This window comes from Azospirillum soli, assembly GCF_017876165.1.
Classification (GTDB): domain Bacteria; phylum Pseudomonadota; class Alphaproteobacteria; order Azospirillales; family Azospirillaceae; genus Azospirillum; species Azospirillum soli.
This window is the reverse complement of sequence record NZ_JAGINQ010000002.1, coordinates 435,725-454,765: the sequence shown is the minus strand read 5'-3', so window position 1 is coordinate 454,765 and position 19,041 is coordinate 435,725. Positions and strand designations below refer to the sequence as shown.

The window sequence follows — 19,041 nt, the reverse complement described above, 5'->3', positions numbered from 1 at the left end:
GTCCGTCGGGCGACTCACTTTCGGACGCAGGGGGGATGAACCTTATGACAGTGGACTCGGTCACGATTGCCCTGGTGGGCAGCGGTGGCGCCGGCGCGATGACCGCCGGACAGATGCTGCTGGATGCCGCCGCCAATGTGGGATGGTACGGTTTGATGTCGCGCTCCACCGGCCCGCAGATCCGCGGCGGTGAGGCGGCGGCCCTCGTGCGTCTGTCGCCCACCCCGGTGCATGGTCCCGGCGACCGCTTCGACCTGATCGTCGCCTTCGACTGGCAGAACGTCGAGCGTTTCGCGGCCGAGCTTCCCCTGTCGGACAAGAGCGTCATCGTCACCGACCCGAGCCAGGGCGAGGTGCCGGCAGTGCTGGCGGCCAGCGGCGCCAAGCAAATCGAGCTGCCGATCAAGGAACTGGCCGCGAAGATCCCCGGCGGGCGCGTCAACATGGTCGGCCTGGGCGCCGTCGCGGCCGTCATCGGCCTGCCGCGCGCCGGCATCGACGCCGTGATCCGGAAGGCGCTGGGCAAGAAGGGCGACGCCGCCGTCCAGGCGTCCAGCGCCGGCATCGACGCCGGTGCCAAGGAAGCCGCCGGCTGGGGCCTGGACTTGGAACTCGCCGCCCCGAACCGGGGTGACGGCGTGCGCTGGAACATCTCCGGCAACGAGGCCGCCGGCCTGGGCGCGCTGAAGGGCGGGGTGAAGTTCTGCGCCGCCTACCCGATCACCCCCGCGACCGAAATCCTGGAATGGCTGGCCCCCAACCTCGCCAGGACCGGCGGCAAGCTGGTGCAGGCGGAGGACGAGCTGGCCTCCATCGCCATGTGCCTGGGCGCCTCCTTCTCCGGCGTGCCGTCGATCACCGCGACGGCCGGTCCGGGCCTGTCGCTGATGACCGAATGCATCGGCCTGGGCGTGGCGTCGGAAACCCCGGTGGTCATCGTGGACGTGCAGCGCGGCGGCCCGAGCACCGGCATCCCGACCAAGTCGGAGCAGTCGGACCTGAACATCGCCGTCTACGGCCTGCACGGCGACGCGCCGCATCTGGTGGTCGGCCCGACCTCCATCGGCGATTGCCTGTTCACCACCCAATGGGCGGTGCATCTGGCTGAGGCGCTGCAAACCCCGGCGATCGTGCTGTCCGATCAGGCCATGGGCCAGTCGCGCGCCATCATCGACAAGCCGGCCGACGCCCCGCACAAGGCGGAACGCCTGCTGGCGACCGACCTCGGCGGCGGCGAGAAGTACAAGCGCTACGCCAACACCGAGTCCGGCGTCTCCCCGGCCGCGATCCCCGGCATGCCGGGCGGCGAGCACACCGCCGACGGCCTGGAGCATGCGGAGAACGCCCTGCCCTCCTCGCAGGCGTCCGACCACCAGAAACAGCTCGACAAGCGCCTGCGCAAGCTGACCAGCCACGAGTTCGGCGACGCCTGGGCCGACATCGAGGGCGAGGGCGAGATCGCCGTCGTCACCTGGGGGTCTTCCACCGGCCCGTCGCGCGAGGCGGTGCGCCGCCTGGAGGCCGCCGGCAGGAAGGCCCGTCTGGTCGCCATCCGCCTGATCTTCCCGGTTCAGCCGGCCAAGCTCGCCGAGGCGCTGAAGGGGGTGACGAAGGTGCTGGTCGTCGAGCAGACGCACGGCGCCCAGTTCCACAAGTTCCTGCGGGCGCATTACGACCTGCCGGGCGAGGTGTCGGTGTTCAGCCGCCCCGGCCCGCTGCCGATCCGCGCCCGCGAGGTGCACGAGACGCTCGTTTCCCTGATCTGACCGGCCGGAGCACGAAAACCATGGATACGCATCTGACCGAGAACGTGCCGGCCCCCACGCCGCACGACTACAAGTCCGACGTGAAGCCGATCTGGTGCCCCGGCTGCGGCGACTATTCCGTGCTGGCCGGCATCACCCGCGCCATGGCCAACATGGGGATGGAGCGTCACAACACTGTCGTGGTGTCGGGCATCGGCTGCTCGTCGCGCATTCCCGCCTACACCAGCGTCTACGGCTATCACACCGTGCACGGCCGTTCGCTGGCGGTGGCGTCGGGCGTGAAGCTGGCCCGGCCCGAACTGAACGTGCTGATCTTCGGCGGCGACGGCGACGGCTTCTCCATCGGCGGCAACCACTTCCTGCACGCCTGCCGGCGCAACGTGGACATGACCTACATCGTCATGGACAATCAGGTGTACGGCATGACCAAGGGCCAGGCCTCCCCCACCACCGAAGCCGACTGGTGCGAGAGCAAGCTGACTCCGGAAGGTCCGGGCGTGAACCCGATCCAGCCCGTCGCGCTGGCGCTGGCCTGCGGCGCAAACTTCGTGGCGCGCGGCTTCTCCGGCGACCCGAACGAGGTGGCGCGCCTGATCGTCGAGGGCGTGAAGCACCCCGGCTTCTCGGTGATCCACGTCCTCAGCCCCTGCGTCACCTTCCGCCCGGAACAGCGCGGCTGGAAGAGCACGGTCCACCCCTACGGCCGCGAGCCGACCGACGATCCGAACGCGGCGATGCGCGCCGTGCTGGAAGACGACGGTTTCGGCCTCGGCATCTTCCTCGCCGGCAACCGCCGGCCGTTCCAACCCGGGTCGGCTGTGACCAGCACCATCGCCCAGATCGAGGAGGGCTTCGCGGTATGAAGACGACGGTTCTGAACGGCGCCGCCAACGTCGGCCTGTTCCTGGCCCACGCCCTGGAGCTGGAGAACGAGGCCGCCGACCGTTACGTGGAGCTGGCCGACAGCATGGAAGCCCACAACAATGTGGACGTCGCGAAGCTGTTCCGCGACCTCGCCGTCTACTCGCGCAAGCATGCCGAGGAAGTGCGGCAGATCGCCGAGAAGCATGGCCCTCTGCCGAAGGTCGCCCCGTGGGAGTTCCAGTGGGACGCGACCAACGAGTCGCCGGAGGCCGCGAGCTTCGAGCACGCGCACTATCTGATGCAGCCGCACCATGCCCTGAAGATGGCGCTGCTCAGCGAAACGCAGGGCAACAAGTACTACGCTTCGGTCGCGGCCGAGACCAAAGACCCGGAGGTCGCCCGCCTCGCCCGCGAGTTCGCGGAGGAGGAAGCCGGCCACGTCGCCCTGGTCCGCCAATGGCTGGAACGCTACCCGGCGCCGAAGGAAGGCTGGGACGACGATCCCGACCCACCGAACATTTCGGATTGAGACCGGTCCAGACCCGGTGTTAGAGGACGGGGCGGCGCATGGCCGCCCCGTTTCCTTTTTTGGAAGTCCGTATGTCCGCCGATGCCGAAACCGATGCCGTTCCGTCCCCCTGCGTGAGCGTCTGCAAGCTCACCGAAAACCGCTCCCACTGCCTGGGCTGCCTGCGCACGCTGGCGGAAATCAAGGCGTGGAAAGGCATGGAACCGGCCGACAAGCGCGCCCTGCTGGCCGAGCTTGAGGTTCGCCGGGCCGCCAACGCTTAAGCAACTTCCCCCCGCAGCATGGCCATGCGGTCGCGGTCCACCCGGATGCGGTCCAGGTGCTGCGCGACGACGGCGGTGATCGGCAGCGGCAGTTCCTTCGCCAGCGCCTCGTCGTAGCGGCGGACACATTCGGACTCGCCCCGCTCCACCTCCCCCAGGATGGCAGCGCGGTCGTGGCCGAGCACGGTGGACTTCAGTTCCAGGAAGAAACGGTGCGCGCCGCCCAGCACGGTGCCGCCCATGTCCGGCGCCCCGCCCTGCTCCGCGACCAGCCGTTGCAGCTCGCGAACGATGGCGCCGCGCTGGGCCGCCAAGTCGTTGAACAGCGCCTTGAGATCGTCCTCCGCCGCCGTTTCCGCCGCTTGGCGGTAGGCTTCGTGGCTGTCCTCGACGATGCGAATGAGATCGTTGAGCGTATCGACGATCTCGTCCTTGCCCATCATGTCCGGCCTCCCTGGCATCCTGCCCGTTCGATCGGACAACCCCCGGCCGCGCCGAAGGTTCCTTTGTACCCTACGGCAACGGAATGGGACGGCCCCTGTTGTTCGGAACGGACGCACCAAACAGCGTTCCGCTTTCGAAACGAGGGAGAGACAACGTGGCCAACAGCAAGGACACACTGACCGACTGGCTGCGCGACGCCTACGCGATGGAAAGCCAAGCGGTCGAAATGCTGGAACGGCAGGCCGAGCGCATCAAGAACTACCCCGAGGTGCTCGCCAAGGTGCAGGAGCACATCGAGGTCTCCAACCGGCAGGCCGACCGCCTGAAACAGTGCCTGCAACGGCTGGGCACCGACACCTCGGCCATCAAGACCGGCGTCGCCATGCTGATCGGCAACGCCCAATCGCTGTCCGGCATCATAACCAGTGACGAGATCGTCAAGGCGGCGGTCTTCAACTACTCGTTCGAGCATTTCGAGATCGCCAACTACCGTTCGCTCATCGCGGCGGCCGAACAGGTCGGCGAGCCCGAGATTGCCCGGATGCTCCAGCAGAGCCTGAACGAGGAGCTGGAGATGGCCGGCTGGCTGGAACAGCGCCTGCCGCAGCTGACCAAGACCTATCTGGAACGCAAGGAAACGGCCGGCGTGGCGGAAGCCAAACGCTAAAACCAGGAGCCGTTAAACCGGGAACCAAGGGAGGCATTGCCTCCCTTGAACCCTTCGCGTCAGGCGGCCACGGCGAGGCGACGTTCCTCGGCGCGGTCGCGCCACAGGCTCCACAGGTGGCCGGACAGTGCCAGCGCGTCGGAGCCGAGCCCGAAGGCGGAGCCGGCCAGGATGTTGTGCCCGGCGCCGACCACCGTCGCGGTCAGGAAAAACATCCGCATCGTCCCAACCGAACTCTGCCAGCGGCCGATCGTGCTCAACACGAAGCCCGCCGCCGACAGGGCCGACATCGGCCCCTGCCAGGTCAGCGCGGCCACCGCCAGCGCCGCCGGAACGGTCAGCGCGAACGCGACGCCAAGCCAGCGCGGACGCTTTTCCGGATAAGCCGTGGCAAGCTGCACCAGACCCAGCGCGCACATCAGCATGCCCGTCTGCGCGCCCAGGCACAGGAAGTGAATTACGAACAGCGCACCGGCCGCCGCCTGCGCGGCCAGGATCATCCGCCGGTCGGACAGAAGCGTGGACAGGGTGCCAAACGCCAGACCGGCGAGACCCGTCACCGCAACGAGGGACAGAGTCGGCAGGTAGTCGAACAGGAACACCATGGTCGGTCGCCTTTGATCTGCGGAAATGCCGCGGTGCAGCAAAGGCGCCCGACCCTAGGCGGGCATGGTTAACCGGATCTGAATCGCGGTGTGACCAAGATCAGACAGCTATCCTGCCGTATTTTCATCTGGAAATGTTCGATGCGGCAACGGGTTAGAGCGGCTTTTCTTTTTCGTACGCTGCTCTTTTCAACGTCATGCCCGTGCTTGAAACGGGCATCCACGGCCACGGCCGAACGTCCTGCCTAGACGTGGATGCCCGGCTCAAGGCCGGGCATGACGATGGAGAGGCATTCACATTGTGCAAAAAGCCGGGTTAGCCGCATCAGGCCGCCTGTTCCCCCTCCTCCGGCGATCCCCGCAAAGCCGTCTCAATGCCCTCCGCCAAATCGCGTCCATCAGCTCGGCATTCCCGCGCAACCCGCTCCAACCGCTGGCGCAAGAACTCCTGCCCACGGTGAAAGGCGGCCTCCTCGGCGGACCGGATCGCGTCGGCCAGTTGGCGTTCGAAGTCCCGCTCGGCCACGCAGGAATACAGGTCGATGCGAAACCGCGCCCGCAGCTTCCGGCTCAACGTCTTGGCGCGTTCGGTCGGCGGCATGCCTATCCCCTTTCGATTGCGATGGCTCTTTCGATTTCGGCCCTTGAGACTTGCGCGCATCACAGCGCCCGGCAACGGCGGGATGGGAGTGAACCGTTCGGGGTGGAGCGCTGTTGTCGGGGTGAACCGAAAGGAGGATCTCGATGAAGGGCAGTCCCCGCAGCCTCTGGCTTTCCATGGCGAACCGCGCGGCAAATCAGGCGGTCGGCTTTTGGACCGGCATGATTTCGGCCACGGCCAAGCGCAATCAGGCGGCCATGGCCAAAGCCATGACCAAACCGGCGGCAAAATCAAAACGGAAGCCGAAGGGCAAGCGGCACTGACGCAAGTGCCGGAAAGCACAAAAGCCGCCTTGCGGCGGCTTTTTTGTGTACCGGAAGAAGGATGGCGCGCCCGAAGAGATTCGAACTCCTGACCCCCAGATTCGTAGTCTGGTGCTCTATCCAGCTGAGCTACGGGCGCATCCTGCTTGTACTGTCTCGGCGGTGGTTTTGGCCGTCCGCGTCGAGGCGCGCAACTTACTCAAAAGCCTATGCCCCCGCAAGCCCTTTTTTGACGCTTTTTCGTCCCCCCGCTCCGTGGCCTTTTCAGGAAGCCTCCGGCCCTCCGATTGCCCGCGCACATGGCTTGCGCTATAAGCGGCCCTTAGTCTCTACCGGAGTCCAAGACCGTGGCCAAAGCCGTTCCTTTCGAGAAGCACTTCCCCGTGTCGTGGGAGGAGCTGCACCGCAACGCCAAGGCTCTGGCCTGGCGCCTGATCGACAAGGGTCCGTGGAAGGGCATCGTCGCCGTGACGCGCGGCGGCTTGGTCCCGGCCGCGATCATCGCGCGCGAGCTGGAGCTTCGCCTGATCGACACCGTCTGCGTGTCCAGCTACGACCACCAGAACCAGCGCGAGGCGATGGTCCTGAAGGGCGTCGAGGGCGCCAACGCCGGCGACGGCGAGGGCTGGCTGATCATCGACGACCTCGTGGACACCGGCAAGACGGCCATCGTCGTGCGCAAGATGCTGCCCAAGGCGCATTTCGCCACCGTCTACGCCAAGCCCGCCGGCCGTCCGCTGGTGGACACCTTCATCACGGAAGTCAGCCAGGACACCTGGATCCACTTCCCCTGGGACATTGAGCTGCAGTTCTCGCAGCCCATCGCCAAGCAGCATCGCGGCTCCTGAAACGGGCTGACGCCCGCTTCAGGCTTATATGGCTTCATTCGCCAGCTCTCAGCGGATGCCATAGGCATCCGCCTGCCGCCAGCGGGAACTGCGTTCCCGCGAGAGGCCGGGGCATCGGCCGCATGAGCGGCCCAGAGCGGATTGAAATCCGCTTTAATCCCGCGCATTTCTGCCATGAGAAAAGCGGCGCTCCGCCTGGGGCGCCGCTTTTTTTCTTTACGGCAATATTAACCTTCAACACGCCATAAAGGTGGTGCAACGCATCTCACTCGCGCGACCGCCTTCGATGCACGACGAAAACGAAAACGCCCTTCGGGAAAAGATCAACGAGCTGGTCACGCGGCTGCCCGCCAGCTTCGTCTACGCCCTGCTGAGCGAAATCGAAGGCATGGACGGGGAGCCGGCCGAGCGCGTCCAGCTCGTCCGCCAGTACGTCATCGAGTATCTGAACCGCCAGCGCACCAACCGCGCCCGGCGCCTGTTCACCAACCTGTTCGAAGCCTTCCTGACCGACGACGACGTGCTGTACCACGGCGGCGTCAGCGTGCCGGGCATGGTGCAGCGGGTGGATGTCGGCGCGTTATGGGAAGTGCTGAGCCGCGACGCCTTCCCCCTGCTGGCCGTCGAGGCGCAGGAGAGACTGGACGAGATGGCGCGCGGCGAGGTCATCGACCGGGCGCTGCGCTCCCCGGAGGCGGCGGCGCTGAAGGAACGGATGCGCGCGGCGGCGGTGAAGCATCTGGACGCCGTGCTCGCCAACCGCAAGGCGCTGGAAGAGACCCTCACCGCCCTGTCACGCAACCGGCCGCGCCGCACCCGGCTGCTGTCCGCCTTCCTCGACAAGGCGCCCCATTTTGAGTCCAACACCGTCCAGTTGATGCGCGACATCCTGGCCCACGCTGAGGGATCGGCGCGCCTGATTGGCGAGCGGCTGGAGGGCTTCCCCGCGAACAGCTCCTCCGGCTGGGAGCGCGACCGCATGGCCGACACGCTGATGAACGGCACCGCCGAACTGGCGGAGCGTTTCCGCGGGCATGAGGATTTCGCGCTGCTGCTGCCGCTGTCCGTCCTGAACGTGAAGCGTAACTACGCTGTGGCGGCGCTGTACATCCGGCAGAGCGGCGTCGATCCGGGCCGGGGCAACCCGGTGACCGACACGCTGACCGCCCACTTCCTCGGCACGACCCGCGCGCTGACCGCCGCGCTGACCGCCATCCTGAAGCTGAACGAGCGCGTCCCCGGCTCCCCCATCCGGCCGAGCGCCAAGGAAAAGGCTCGCGTCGAGGGGCTGATGCAGCGGCTCGGCCAGCTGATTGAAGCCGTGACCGCGTCCGGCCTGATGGAAGACCGGCGCAGCGAGCCGACCTTCCGCAACGCGTGGCAGTCGGCCAGCAAGATCATCGGCGCGCGCGTCGCCGGGGTCGCCATGGAGCGGTCCGGACAGGCCGCCGCCGCACGCCGCCAGTCGGTCATCGACCATGGCGACGTGATCTGGCTGAACCGCCTGTTGTGGCAGTGGCATGGGCTGGCCCGCGACTTCGGCTTTGAGACCTACGACCTCGTGAAGTGGCGGGAGACGCTGCTGGAGGAGATGCGCGCCAACGTCGAAAAGGCCATGAAGTTCGAGGACACCGAATCCCTCGACGAGCGCATGGAGCATCTGCTGCGCATCAATGGCTTCAGCACCGTCTTCGGCCAGCGGATCAGCGGCTGGATTCCGCCCTCCAGCCACAACATGACCCGCCTGCTCACCCACCGGCTGGAGCGTGGCCCGGACCTGTCGCCGGAGGAGCGGGCGATCATCGACGACCTGATCGCCACCGCGCGGACCGAGGTCGGCAAGTCCCGCTACTGGAAAAGCCACGAGCTGATGGACCTGATCGAGCTGTCCGACAAGACCCGCAACGGGGCGGGTTGACAGACCGGCCAATAGGCGAGCCAACCACTTGACACAAGCCGCGCCCGCTTGCGTCAAGTCACGCGCGCATCAGATGACCGGTGCCGAGCGGTGGCGCGGGTCGAGCACGTCGCGCAGCCCATCGCCCAGCAGGTTGAGACCAAGCACGCACAGCGCGATGGCCGCGCCTGGAAAGACGGCCTGCAAGGGGGCCGTGAACAGGAAGGTCTGGGCGTCGCCCAGCATCTTTCCCCAGGACGGCGACGGCGGCTGGATGCCGAGACCGAGATAGCTCAGCGCCGCCTCGTTCAGCACGGCCACGGCGAACAGGACGGTCGCCTGCACGATCACCACCCCGGCCACGTTCGGCAGCACGTGGATGATGGTCACGGACAGCGGGCCTCGGCCAAGCGCCAGGGCCGCCCGCACGAACTCCCGCCGCCAGACGGAAAAGGCCGCCCCGCGCGTGACGCGGGCGAAGACGGCGGCGTTGAAGACGCCCAGCGCCAGGACGACGTTCACCGCCCCGGCGCCGAGAACGGCGGTCAGCAGGATGGCGGTCAGCACCGCCGGAAAGGCGAACAGCAGGTCGCCGAGCCGGGCCACCGCCTCGTCCCCCCAATGGCCCCAGCTGGCGGCGGCAAGGCCGAGCGGCACCCCGACCGCGGCGCCGAGCGCCACCGCCGCCGCGCCGACGGCCAGCGAGTTGCGGGCGCCCACCATGATCATGGACAGCACGTCCCGGCCGAAGTGGTCGGTGCCCAGCCAATGCTCCGGCCCCGGCGGGCGAAGCCGGGCGACGACGCGGATCTGCTCCGCCGGAAACGGGGTCCAGACGAAGGATAGCAGGGCGACGGCCAGGATCAGGGCGGTGATGACCGCGCCGAGGATCAGGCTGACGGGCACGCGGCGCCTCATGTCCGTACCCTCATGTCCGCACCCTCGGGCGCGGATCGATGGCCGCGTAGGCGACATCGACCAGGGCGTTGACGACGACGACGCTCATCGCCAGCAGGACGACGACGCTCTGCACCACGATCAGGTCGTGCTGGCCGATGGCCTGATAGAGCAGCCGCCCGAGGCCGGGCAGCGTGAAGACGTTCTCCACCACCACCGCCCCGGCGATCAGGAAGGCGCATTGCAGGCCCAGGATGGTGGCGACCGGGATCAGCGCGTTCGGCAGCACGTGCCGGATCAGCACCGTCCGCCGCCGCAGCCCCTTGGCCCAGGCGGTGCGGACGTAATCCTCGCGCAGTGTGTCCAGGGCGGCGGAGCGGGTGACGCGGGCCAGGATGGCGGCTTCCGGCAAGGCCAGCGCAACGGCGGGCAGCAGCAGCGCCTTCAGCGCCGGCCCCGCGCCGGCTTGCCAGCCGGGAAAGCCGCCGGCCGGAAACCAGCCCAGTTTGACCGAGAAGCCGAGGATCAGCAGGATGGCGAACCAGAAGCTGGGCACCGCGATCCCGACCTGTCCAAAGGCCATGACCGCCCAATCCCCCGCCCGGCCATGGCGGGACGCCGCCGTCAGCCCCAGCGGGATGGCGATGACGGCGGACAGAACCAGCGCCATGGCGGCCAACGGCAAAGTGATCGCCAGCCGCTCGGCGACCAGATCGGCGACCGGGCGGGCGTAGGTCAGGCTGGTGCCGAGATCGCCGGTCAGCAGCCCGCCGACCCAGCGCAGGTAACGCACCGGAATCGGCTGATCGAGGCCCATCTGGGCCCTGAGCGCCGCCAGCGTGTCGGGTTGCGCCTGGGTGCCGAGCATCAGCAGCGCCGGATCGCCCGGCACCACCTCCAGCACGGCGAACACGACCATCGTGGCGAGCCACGCGGTCAGCGCCAGCGTCAGCAGCCGGCGCACGAGGAAGGCAAGCACGCGGGTCTCTCCCGGCGCAAGGCTCGCGCCGTCACTTCCACCGCACGGCGGTCACGTCGTTGGCCTGGATCGGGCGGTTCAGCCACATGCCCTCGATCTTCGCGTTCTGCACGGTGGCCGCTGGCAGCATGAACAGGAAGGCGTTGACGGCGTCTTCGGCCAGGATCTGCTGCTGCTCCGCGTAGAGCTTCTCGCGCTTGACCGGGTCCTGGGTGCGGTTCAGCTCCTCCTCGACCTTCAGGAAGCGCTCACTCTTGTAGTTGAAGTAGTAGTCGGGGCGCCCGTAGATGTCGATGTCCAGCGGCTCGGTGTGGGCGATCAGGGTCAGGTCGTAATCCTTGCCCCGGAACACCTTTTCCAGCCACGGCGCCCATTCCATCGGCTCGACCTTCACGCGGATGCCGACCTCGGCCAGCATGGCGGCGATCAGTTCGCCCGAGCGGCGGGCGTAGATCGGCGGCGGCAGCTTCAGCGTCGTCTCGAACCCGTCGGCGTGGCCCGCCTCGGCCAGCAGCGCCTTGGCCTTCTCCGGGTCATAGGGATACATCCCCGTCAGGTCCACATAGCCGGCGCGGTGCGGCGGAAAGTGGCTGCCGATGGCGGCACCGTTGCCGAACAGGACCCCGTCGATCAGCGTCTTGCGGTCGATGGCGTGGGCCATGGCACGGCGTACCCGGACATCGTCGAACGGCTTGCGGCCGTTGTTGGTGCCGAGGATCGTCTCACCCTCCGTCGATCCGACCATGACCATGAAGGCCGGGTTGGCGCGGAACTCCGGCAGAGCCTCGTAGGTGTCGAACTGCGGGAAGGTGTCGATGTCGCCGGCCTTCAGCGCCGCGACCTGGGCGGCCGGATCGCTGATGAAGCGGAAGGTCACGCGGTCCAGCGCCGGCTGCGCGCCGTCGTAAGCGGGGTTACGGGCCAGGATCACGCGGTCGCCGGACACCCAACGCTCGAACTTGAAGGGTCCGGTGCCGACCGGGGTCTGCTTGTTGGTCGCTGCCGTCTCCGGCGCCACGATGGCGGCGTCGCCCGAGGCCATGTGGAAGAGGAACAGCCCGTCCGGCCGCGACAGCGTCACCACGACGGTCTGCGGGTCCGGTGTCTCCACCGTGTCGATGGCGGCGAAATAGGCCTTCTGCGCGTTCACCGAATCGGCGGCGCGGGCGCGGTCCAGCGAGAACTTCACGTCCGCCGAATCGGCCGCGCTGCCGTCGTGGAATTTGGCGTTCGGACGCAGGCGGAAGCTGTAGGTCAGCCCATCCTTGGACACCGTCCAGCTTTGCGCCAGTCCGGGAACCACCTTGCCGTCCGCATTGACGCGAGTCAGCGGCTCGAACAGGTTGGCGTAGGTGACCTCGTCGATCGCGGCGGCGGCCCCGGCGGTGGGGTCGAGGTGCGGCGGTTCCAGCCGCATGCCGACCACAAGATCGGTCCGGGCTTGCGGCCATGCGGCGCCCGGCACCAGCGCCAGAGCCGTGGCGGCGGCAAGCGCTAGGCGCTTCGCGCGGTTCAGCATGGCAACGTCTCCCCCATTTTTATCGCGGGGGCGATGATGCGGTGCGATGCGCCCAAGTTCAAGGCTTCCAATTCGCGGCGGGAAGCGGCCCGCCCTTTAGCAGCCCTCGGCCATGTCGTAGATGGCGTCCATGTCCGCGATCAGGACCTTGTTCCCTTCCTGAAGGGAAATCACCCCGGCGGTCTTCAGCTGGGTGAAGGTGCGGCTGACGGTTTCGGTGGTCAGACCCAGATAATCGGCGATGTCCGCGCGGCTCATCGGCACGTAGACAGGGTTTTCCTTGTGCCCGCGCCGGGCGGCGCGCTGGGACAGCATCAGGAGAAAGGAGCAGATCTTCTCCTTCGCCGTCTTGCGGCCGAGCAGAAGCATCTGGTCCTGCGCCGCCGCCAGCTCGTTCGACGCCATGGAGAAGAGGCGGCGCTGCATCTTCGGGAACTCGTCCATCAGCGCGTCGATCTTCTTGCGCGGGAAGCGGCAGAGGGTCGAGCCGGTGACGGTTTCCGCCGTGTAGGCGTAGCTCTCGTTCACGGCGAGGCCGAGGAAGTCCCCGGTCACCAGAAAGCCGGTGATCTGCCGCCGGCCGTCGGGCAGCAGCTTGTACAGCTTCACCGTGCCGGCGGTGACGTTGTACAGCGCATCGGCGGCGTCGCCTTCGCTGAACAGGGTCTGGCTGGCCTCGACACGGACGGTCTGGAGAATGTCGGCAAGACGGCGCAGTTCTTCCGGGTCCAAAGCGGCGCAGACCGTCAGGCTGCGCACGGGACAGGCCCCACAGGGGTTCATCTCGCTTGTTGCGCCCTTTTCGCGGGCGCGACCCATGTCGAAGGGTGGCATGGCATGACCCAGCCCTAGCCGTGCATGGGTCACATCATGGTCATTATCGTTCCGTTTCGCAACCGTGCTCGCACGAGCCTTTGCCGATTTGTCATAAAACCGGCGGGGCTACTGACCTTTCGACGGGGGCTCCGCCCGCTCGGGCTGCACGGGCTGCTGCGGGCGCGCCGCCTCGTCATCGAACAGGATGCGGTGGGCGGCGCCGTCCAGATCGTCAAACTGACCCGACTTCAGAGCCCACAGGAACGCGCCCAGCCCCAGAAGACCCAGGCTCAGCGCGATCGCGATCAGATACAGAAGCTCGGTCATTGGTCAGATCCTTGGCCACGGCGCCCCGGCTGAGCCGCAGCGCGTTGGCGATGACGATAAGCGACGAGGACGACATCGCCAAGGCGGCGAGCAGAGGAGTCAACAGACCGGCCACCGCGAGAGGCACGGCGAACAGGTTGTAGACCAGCGCGATGCCGAAATTCTGCTTCACCAGCCGGCCGGAGCGGCGGGCGACCTCGAACGCCTCGACGATGGGGCGCAGGTGGCGGCCCTGGAACACCACGTCGGCGGCGGTCTGGCTGACGTCCACCGCCGTGGAGGGCGACATGGACACCGAGGCCGCGGCCAACGCCGGGGCGTCGTTCAGCCCGTCGCCCACCATCAGCACATTGCGCCCTTCGGCGGCAAGCTCTGCCAGGACGGCGGTCTTGTCAGCCGGGGTCTGCTCGGCGCGCCAGTCGGCGATGCCGAGTTGGGAGGCGACAGCGGCCACCGCGCCGCGCCGATCGCCCGACAGCAGCCGGACGTCGAGGCCACGCGCCTTCAGCGCCGCGACCACCGCCGCCGCATCGGCGCGCGGCGCGTCGAGGAAGGTGATGCGCACCGGGGCGGCGCCCGGCCTGGCGAGCCACAGTTCGGGGCCGGCGGCGTCTTGTGTCGCTTCCGGCGCGCCGGTGAAGCGGCGGCTGCCCAGGCGGATTTCGCCCTCGGCGGTGTCGAGCGCCAGACCGGCGCCGGGGATCTCGCGCACGCCGGTGGCGACCGCCGCACCCGGAACGGCGCGGGCCAAGGCGCGCGCCAGCGGGTGGCGGCTGGCGGCGGCCAGCGAGGCGGCGAGACGCAGGTCGTCATCGGCCACGCCGGACAGCTGCGGGACGGGGTGCCCCTCGGTCAGCGTGCCGGTCTTGTCGAAGACCACCGTGTCGATGGTGGCGAATCGTTCCAGCGCGGTGGCGGTCTTCAGCAGGATGCCTTGCCGCATCAGCCGGCCGCTGGCGATCACCTGCACCACCGGCACGGCCAGCGCCAGCGCGCAGGGGCAGGTGATGATCAGCACGGCGACCGCGTTCATCAGCGCGACCTGCCAAGGCGCGTCCATCAGGAACAGCCAGCCGAGGAAGGTGCTGAGCGCCGCCACATGCACGACCGGGGCGTAATGGCGCGACACGCGGTCGGCGATGGCGACGTATTTGGCGCGGCCCTGCTCGGACACCTCCATCAGGCGGACGATCTCGGCCAGCAGGGTCCCCTCCCCCACCGCCGTGACGGTCAGGCGCAGGGGCGAGGTCAGGTTCAGCATGCCGGCGAAGACCTGATCGCCGGGGCGCACGGTGCCGGGCACGGTCTCGCCGGTGATGAGGCCGGTGTCCACGTCGGACACGCCGTCGGACACGCGGCCGTCCACCGGAATGCGCTCGCCCACCGCGATCAGGACGGTGGAGCCGGGGGCCACCTGCTCGGGCGGGACGATGGCGCTGCGCCCGTCCGGGTTCAGCACGGTGACGGAGGTCGCGTGCAGGCCCAGCAACTGTTCGGCGGCGGACCGCGCCCGGCCGCGCGCCCGCTGGTCGAGGTAGCGGCCGATCAGCAGGAAGAACAGCAGCATCATCGCGCCGTCAAAATAGGCGTGCGGGCCGCTGTTGATGGTCTCGAACAGGCTCATTCCCGTGGCGAGGCAGACGCCGATGGTGATCGGCACGTCCATGTTGGTGCGCCCGCGCCGCAGCGCCTGGAACGCCGAGCGCGCGAAGGGCCGCACGGCGTAGGCGATGGCCGGCATACAGATCAGCGCCGACAGCCAGTGCATCAGGTCGCGCGTGGCCGAGCCCATGCCCGTGGCGTGACCGGCCCAGACCGACACCGACAGCAGCATGACGTTGGACGCGCCGAAACCGGCGACGGCCAGCGCCCGCAGGAGCTCCTTCTCCGTCTTCTGCTGGTCGGTGCCGAGGCGGTCGGGATCGTAGGGGACGGCGCGGTAGCCGATGCGCGCGACCGTGTCCACGACGGTGTTGGCGTCGGTCTCGTCCGTCCGCCATGTCACCGTCAGGCGCCGCGTGGTCATGTTGAGCCGCGCGTGCGTCACCCCCGGCTGGCGCCCCAGCGCCGTTTCGATCAGCCAGACGCAGGCCGCGCATTGCAGCCCGTCCACCATCAGGTGCAGGGTCGCCGTGCCGTCCGCCGCCGTCTTGGCGTGCGGGGCATAGTCGATGGCCGGGGCCTCGTCCGGCCGCAGAGGCCGGGCGGACGGATCGACGCAACGCCGCTCGTAATAGCGTTCCAGCCCGAGGCCGCGCACGAGGTCGTACGCCGCCGCACAGCCGGTGCAGCAGAAGGGACCGGCGCCGTCGGAGGCCGTGGTGCCGGTGCCCTCCGCGTGCTCCTGCCCGCAGTGGAGGCAAACGGTCATGACATCAGACCTCGGTTACTTGATCCAGATGCGCTTTTCGTCCTGGTAGTCGCCGGTCGCATGCTCGATCTGCACGCGGAGGTCCCACTGGCCGGGAAGCGCCAGCTCCACCGGCGCGCCGTAGCGGCCTTCGCCCAGATACGGCAGATCCATGGTCACGTCGTTGCCCTGGCTGGTCGGACGGATGAAGGTCACCTTCACCGTCGCGCCCTGGAGCAGGTTGCCGTACTTGTCGTGCAGGGTCAGCGCAACGAGGCCCTTCAGCGGGTCGGTGGAGGTGAATTCGGTCTCCACCTTCCAGCCGCGCTCCGCCTGGGCGCGGGCGCCGGCGATGTCCTCGTTGTACTTGATGCCCTTGATGAAGTGCTGTTCGGTCTGCAAGCCGGTCCAGGTCGAAAAGGCGAAGTGCATCATCACGGCGTTGACCGCGACGACCACGCCGAAAAAGGCGACGAACAGCCAGGGAATGTACCAGCCGGGCTGGCGGCCATTCCCGGTGGTCTGCGTGCGGCGGTTCCCGGCGTCGGTGGACATCGTCATCGTCTCGTGGACCTTTACAACAGAGGGTGATGTGCGTTCGGTCAGTTGGCCGGCCCCATGAAGACCGACTCGTAAGTCGCCGTCTCACCATTGGCCGAGGTTAGCCTAAAGGTAAGGGGCTGACTGGCGCCTTGCAAACTGGAGCGGGGCGCTGTCACGAAAATTCTGTAGGTGGCGACCGTATCCGGCGGCGCGGAAAGGCGCTGCTGGACGGCTTGGATCTCTTGCCCTTCGCCGGCGACGGCGATGGTGGTTCCCGGCAGGCCGGCGACGGTCAGCGTGTAGTCGCGCGGGTCGCGGGTCATGTTGGAGATCTTGAAGGTGTAGGCGTTGCGCACCGACCCGTCGGACAGCGCCACGAACAGCGGCGCGCGGTCGCGCAGCACGCTGATGTCCAGCCCCGGCTTCAGCGCCAGCCCGACCGCGATGGCGCCGCCGATGACCAGCATCAGCAGCGAATAGATCAGCGTGCGCGGGCGGAACAGGCGGTAGGGCGCCGGCTTTCCGGTGGTGGCGATGGCGACCTGGTTGGTCTGGGTGTCGAACTTGATCAGGCCGGTGGGACGGCCGATCTTCGTCATGATCTCGTCGCAGGCGTCCACGCACAGGCCGCAGCCGATGCACTGCATCTGAAGGCCGTCGCGGATGTCGATGCCGGCCGGGCAGACCTGAACGCAGTTGAAGCAGTCGATGCAGTCGCCCAGCCCCTCGCCCCGGCGCTCGTCCCAGCTCTGCGACTTGCGGACCGGACCGCGCCCCTCGCCACGCCAGTCCTGATAGGTGACGATCAGGCTGTCCTCGTCGATCATTGCTGACTGGAAGCGCGGCCACGGGCACATGTAGGTGCACACCTGCTCGCGCGCGAAGCCGGCCAGCAGATAGGTGGTGGCGGTGAACAGGCCGATGAAGCCGAGCGCGGTCGAGGACGCCTCGAAGCGGACCATGTCGCCCAGCAGGGTCGGCGCGTCGGTGAAGTAGAAGATCCAGGCGCCGCCAGTGGCCGCCGCGATCAGCAGCCAGATCAGGTTCTTCAGCGCCTTGCGGCCGAGTTTCCGCGCGGTCCACTTGCCCTGGTCGAGGCGGATGCGCTCGCTCCGGTCGCCTTCCACCAGCCGTTCGACCCAGACGTAGAGGTCGGTCCAGACCGTCTGCGGGCAGGCATAGCCACACCACACACGGCCGGCCAGCGAGGTGGCGAGGAACAGGCCCAGCGCCGCCAGGATGAGGGCGCCGGTCAGGTAATAGATCTGCTGCGGCCACAGCTCGATGAAGAACAGATAGAAGCGCCGGTTGGCGAGGTCGAGCAGCACCGCCTGATCCGGCGCGTCCGGCCCCCGGTCCCAGCGAATCCAGGGCAGCACGTAGTAGATCGCCAGCAGCACGGCCAGCGCCGTCCATTTCAGCCGGCGAAAGGTGCCGTGGACGGCCTTCGGATAGACCTTGTTGTGCTTCAGGTACATCGACCGCGATGTGCGCCGGGGAGGCTTCTGTGGCCCGGACGGCGAAGGCGGCAGCGGTTCCGGCGTTTCCAGATGGGGCGGCTGGACATCGGTGGTCGTGGTCATGACCTTGCCTCCTTCTCTGGGCCTTCTTCTCTGGCCCTTCGTCTTTGGGCCTTACCTCTGGCCTTGCCCGTCATCGGGCCTTCGCCCCGCGCGTCCCCATCGGCGGCCGAGCCGACATGGTGCGGTGGCATTTCGGGGACTATGGCGTCACATCGCCGCAGGGGCATTGCGCTGGATCAATGGCCGAGCCGGGGGACGAACGGAGAATCGGCCGCGTTTGGCCGTGTTGGACCCTGAAAAAAGGACTTTGGACAAAAAGAAAGTGCCGGGGAGTCGCCTCCCCGGCACTTCAGAGCCCTACCGGCCGAAACCGGCACCTTGGCTTTGGCTTACTTGCCGCCGCCGAGGTTGTGGACGTAGACGGCCAGCGACTTGACGGTGGCGTCGTCCAGGCGCTTGGCCCAGGCGGGCATCACGCCGGCGCGGCCGTTCGTGATGGTTTCCACCAGGGATGCCTTGTCGCCACCGTACAGCCAGTTGGCCGTGACGAGCGGCGGAGCGCCGACGTCGATGCCGGCCGCGACCGAGCCCTGCGCCTGGTCACCGTGGCAGGCCACGCAGTTCTCCTCGTACACGGCCTTGCCCTTTTCGGCGGCGGCCGCGTCGGTGGAGCGCTTGTTCAGCGACAGGACGTATTCGGCAACCTGGCCGATCTGCTCCTTGTTCAGGATGCCGTCCTTGCCGAACGCGGTCATGCCCATGCCGACCGTGCCGCGGGTCTCCGCGTCATCCGCACGGATGCCGTGCTGGATGGTCTTGTAGATGTCGGCGGTGGTGCCGCCCCACAGCCACACGTCGTCGGCCAGCGTCGGGAAGCCCTTGGCCCCCTGGCCGCCGGCGCCGTGGCAAGCGGCGCAGTTCTCGTTGAAGTACGACCGGCCGCCGGCCATCGCGAAGGCAAGGAGGTCCTTGTTCTTCTGGATGTCCTCGACCGACGTGGCCGCGATGGCGGTCAGGTACTTCTCCTGGGCCTTCTTGCCCTCGGCGATCTTCTGCACGACTTCCTCGCGCTGCGAGTAGCCGAGCAGACCCTTCGTGTAGCTCTTGCCCAGCGGCCACGCCGGGTAGAACACGTAGTAGACGAGCGCCCACGCGATACAGACGTAGAAGATGTACAGCCACCACTTGGGCAGGGGGTTGTTCAGCTCCCGCAGGCCGTCCCACTCGTGGCCGGTGGTCTCGACGCCGGAAAGGGCGTCCTTTTCCTTCTGTGCCATGGC

Annotated in this window: 20 protein-coding genes and 1 tRNA gene; 8 read left to right on the top strand and 13 right to left on the bottom strand. The window is 67.8% G+C overall.

Annotated elements, in window-relative coordinates; genetic code table 11:
• The first annotated feature begins 44 nt into the window (after nt 1–44).
• The 4 genes from J2852_RS05210 (at nt 45) to J2852_RS05195 (ending at nt 3,422) form a co-directional block, all read left to right on the top strand.
• On the top strand, nt 45–1,766 hold the full coding sequence (locus J2852_RS05210) for a 2-oxoacid:acceptor oxidoreductase subunit alpha (protein ID WP_209871952.1): 1,722 nt from the start codon (nt 45–47) through the stop codon (nt 1,764–1,766).
• Between the two features lie 20 nt (nt 1,767–1,786).
• Complete coding sequence (locus tag J2852_RS05205) at nt 1,787–2,629, top strand: 2-oxoacid:ferredoxin oxidoreductase subunit beta (protein ID WP_209871950.1); 843 nt, start codon at nt 1,787–1,789, stop codon at nt 2,627–2,629.
• The gene (locus J2852_RS05200) at nt 2,626–3,159 is read left to right on the top strand and encodes a ferritin-like domain-containing protein (RefSeq protein WP_209871949.1); all 534 of its coding nucleotides are present in this window, start codon (nt 2,626–2,628) and stop codon (nt 3,157–3,159) included. The genes J2852_RS05205 and J2852_RS05200 overlap by 4 nt, the downstream gene beginning before the upstream one ends.
• A gap of 71 nt (nt 3,160–3,230) precedes the next feature.
• Entirely contained in the window at nt 3,231–3,422 is a 192-nt protein-coding gene (locus tag J2852_RS05195; protein ID WP_209871947.1) for a DUF1289 domain-containing protein, read from the top strand.
• Here the strand turns inward: J2852_RS05195 and J2852_RS05190 are convergent.
• Nucleotides 3,419–3,865, bottom strand: coding sequence for a ferritin-like domain-containing protein (locus tag J2852_RS05190; protein WP_246499295.1), 447 nt, complete (start codon nt 3,863–3,865; stop codon nt 3,419–3,421). The two genes, J2852_RS05195 and J2852_RS05190, sit on opposite strands and share 4 nt — an antisense overlap.
• A 155-nt stretch (nt 3,866–4,020) precedes the next feature.
• Here J2852_RS05190 and J2852_RS05185 point away from each other — a divergent pair, with 155 nt between their 5' ends.
• On the top strand, nt 4,021–4,533 hold the full coding sequence (locus J2852_RS05185; RefSeq protein WP_209871945.1) for a ferritin-like domain-containing protein: 513 nt from the start codon (nt 4,021–4,023) through the stop codon (nt 4,531–4,533).
• A gap of 59 nt (nt 4,534–4,592) precedes the next feature.
• Here J2852_RS05185 and J2852_RS05180 read toward each other — a convergent pair whose 3' ends face one another.
• Nucleotides 4,593–5,138, bottom strand: coding sequence for a YgjV family protein (locus J2852_RS05180; RefSeq protein WP_209871942.1), 546 nt, complete (start codon nt 5,136–5,138; stop codon nt 4,593–4,595).
• Nucleotides 5,139–5,463: 325 nt separating this feature from the next.
• On the bottom strand, nt 5,464–5,739 hold the full coding sequence (locus J2852_RS05175) for a hypothetical protein (RefSeq protein WP_209871939.1): 276 nt from the start codon (nt 5,737–5,739) through the stop codon (nt 5,464–5,466).
• 176 nt (nt 5,740–5,915) lie between these two features.
• On the opposite strand from J2852_RS05175, the gene J2852_RS05170 reads away from it, so the two are divergent.
• On the top strand, nt 5,916–6,062 hold the full coding sequence (locus tag J2852_RS05170; protein ID WP_209871936.1) for a hypothetical protein: 147 nt from the start codon (nt 5,916–5,918) through the stop codon (nt 6,060–6,062).
• A 62-nt stretch (nt 6,063–6,124) separates the two neighbouring features.
• On the opposite strand, the gene J2852_RS05165 is transcribed toward J2852_RS05170, so the two are convergent.
• Nucleotides 6,125–6,201: transfer RNA gene (locus J2852_RS05165), tRNA-Arg, on the bottom strand.
• A gap of 208 nt (nt 6,202–6,409) precedes the next feature.
• On the opposite strand from J2852_RS05165, the gene gpt reads away from it, so the two are divergent.
• A complete protein-coding gene (gene gpt / locus J2852_RS05160; RefSeq protein WP_209871933.1) occupies nt 6,410–6,910 on the top strand; it encodes a xanthine phosphoribosyltransferase in 501 nt (166 codons plus the stop codon).
• A gap of 286 nt (nt 6,911–7,196) precedes the next feature.
• Nucleotides 7,197–8,828, top strand: coding sequence for a hypothetical protein (locus tag J2852_RS05155; protein ID WP_209871930.1), 1,632 nt, complete (start codon nt 7,197–7,199; stop codon nt 8,826–8,828).
• 69 nt (nt 8,829–8,897) lie between these two features.
• Here the strand turns inward: J2852_RS05155 and J2852_RS05150 are convergent, their stop codons facing one another.
• The 9 genes from J2852_RS05150 to ccoP all read right to left on the bottom strand — a co-directional run bounded on the left by J2852_RS05150 (nt 8,898) and on the right by ccoP (nt 19,038).
• Entirely contained in the window at nt 8,898–9,725 is an 828-nt protein-coding gene (locus tag J2852_RS05150) for an ABC transporter permease (RefSeq protein WP_209871928.1), read from the bottom strand.
• A gap of 10 nt (nt 9,726–9,735) precedes the next feature.
• Nucleotides 9,736–10,683, bottom strand: coding sequence for an ABC transporter permease (locus J2852_RS05145; RefSeq protein ID WP_209871925.1), 948 nt, complete (start codon nt 10,681–10,683; stop codon nt 9,736–9,738).
• Between the two features lie 31 nt (nt 10,684–10,714).
• Nucleotides 10,715–12,202 carry an ABC transporter substrate-binding protein gene (locus J2852_RS05140; RefSeq protein ID WP_209871922.1) on the bottom strand — a complete coding sequence of 496 codons (1,488 nt, stop codon included), beginning with the start codon at nt 12,200–12,202 and terminating at the stop codon, nt 10,715–10,717.
• A gap of 96 nt (nt 12,203–12,298) precedes the next feature.
• The gene (locus J2852_RS05135) at nt 12,299–12,961 is read right to left on the bottom strand and encodes a Crp/Fnr family transcriptional regulator (protein ID WP_343206681.1); all 663 of its coding nucleotides are present in this window, start codon (nt 12,959–12,961) and stop codon (nt 12,299–12,301) included.
• Between the two features lie 183 nt (nt 12,962–13,144).
• Nucleotides 13,145–13,345: a cbb3-type cytochrome oxidase assembly protein CcoS gene (ccoS, locus tag J2852_RS05130; RefSeq protein ID WP_209871919.1), complete on the bottom strand. Its 201-nt coding sequence runs from the start codon at nt 13,343–13,345 to the stop codon at nt 13,145–13,147.
• A complete protein-coding gene (locus tag J2852_RS05125; RefSeq protein ID WP_209871916.1) occupies nt 13,251–15,716 on the bottom strand; it encodes a heavy metal translocating P-type ATPase in 2,466 nt (821 codons plus the stop codon). The genes ccoS and J2852_RS05125 overlap by 95 nt, the downstream gene beginning before the upstream one ends.
• Before the next feature lie 15 nt (nt 15,717–15,731).
• Nucleotides 15,732–16,250, bottom strand: coding sequence for a FixH family protein (locus J2852_RS05120; RefSeq protein WP_246499294.1), 519 nt, complete (start codon nt 16,248–16,250; stop codon nt 15,732–15,734).
• Between the two features lie 47 nt (nt 16,251–16,297).
• A complete protein-coding gene (gene ccoG, locus J2852_RS05115) occupies nt 16,298–17,821 on the bottom strand; it encodes a cytochrome c oxidase accessory protein CcoG (RefSeq protein ID WP_209871911.1) in 1,524 nt (507 codons plus the stop codon).
• A 329-nt stretch (nt 17,822–18,150) separates the two neighbouring features.
• Entirely contained in the window at nt 18,151–19,038 is an 888-nt protein-coding gene (gene ccoP, locus J2852_RS05110; RefSeq protein WP_209871908.1) for a cytochrome-c oxidase, cbb3-type subunit III, read from the bottom strand.
• Nucleotides 19,039–19,041: the final 3 nt, after the last annotated feature.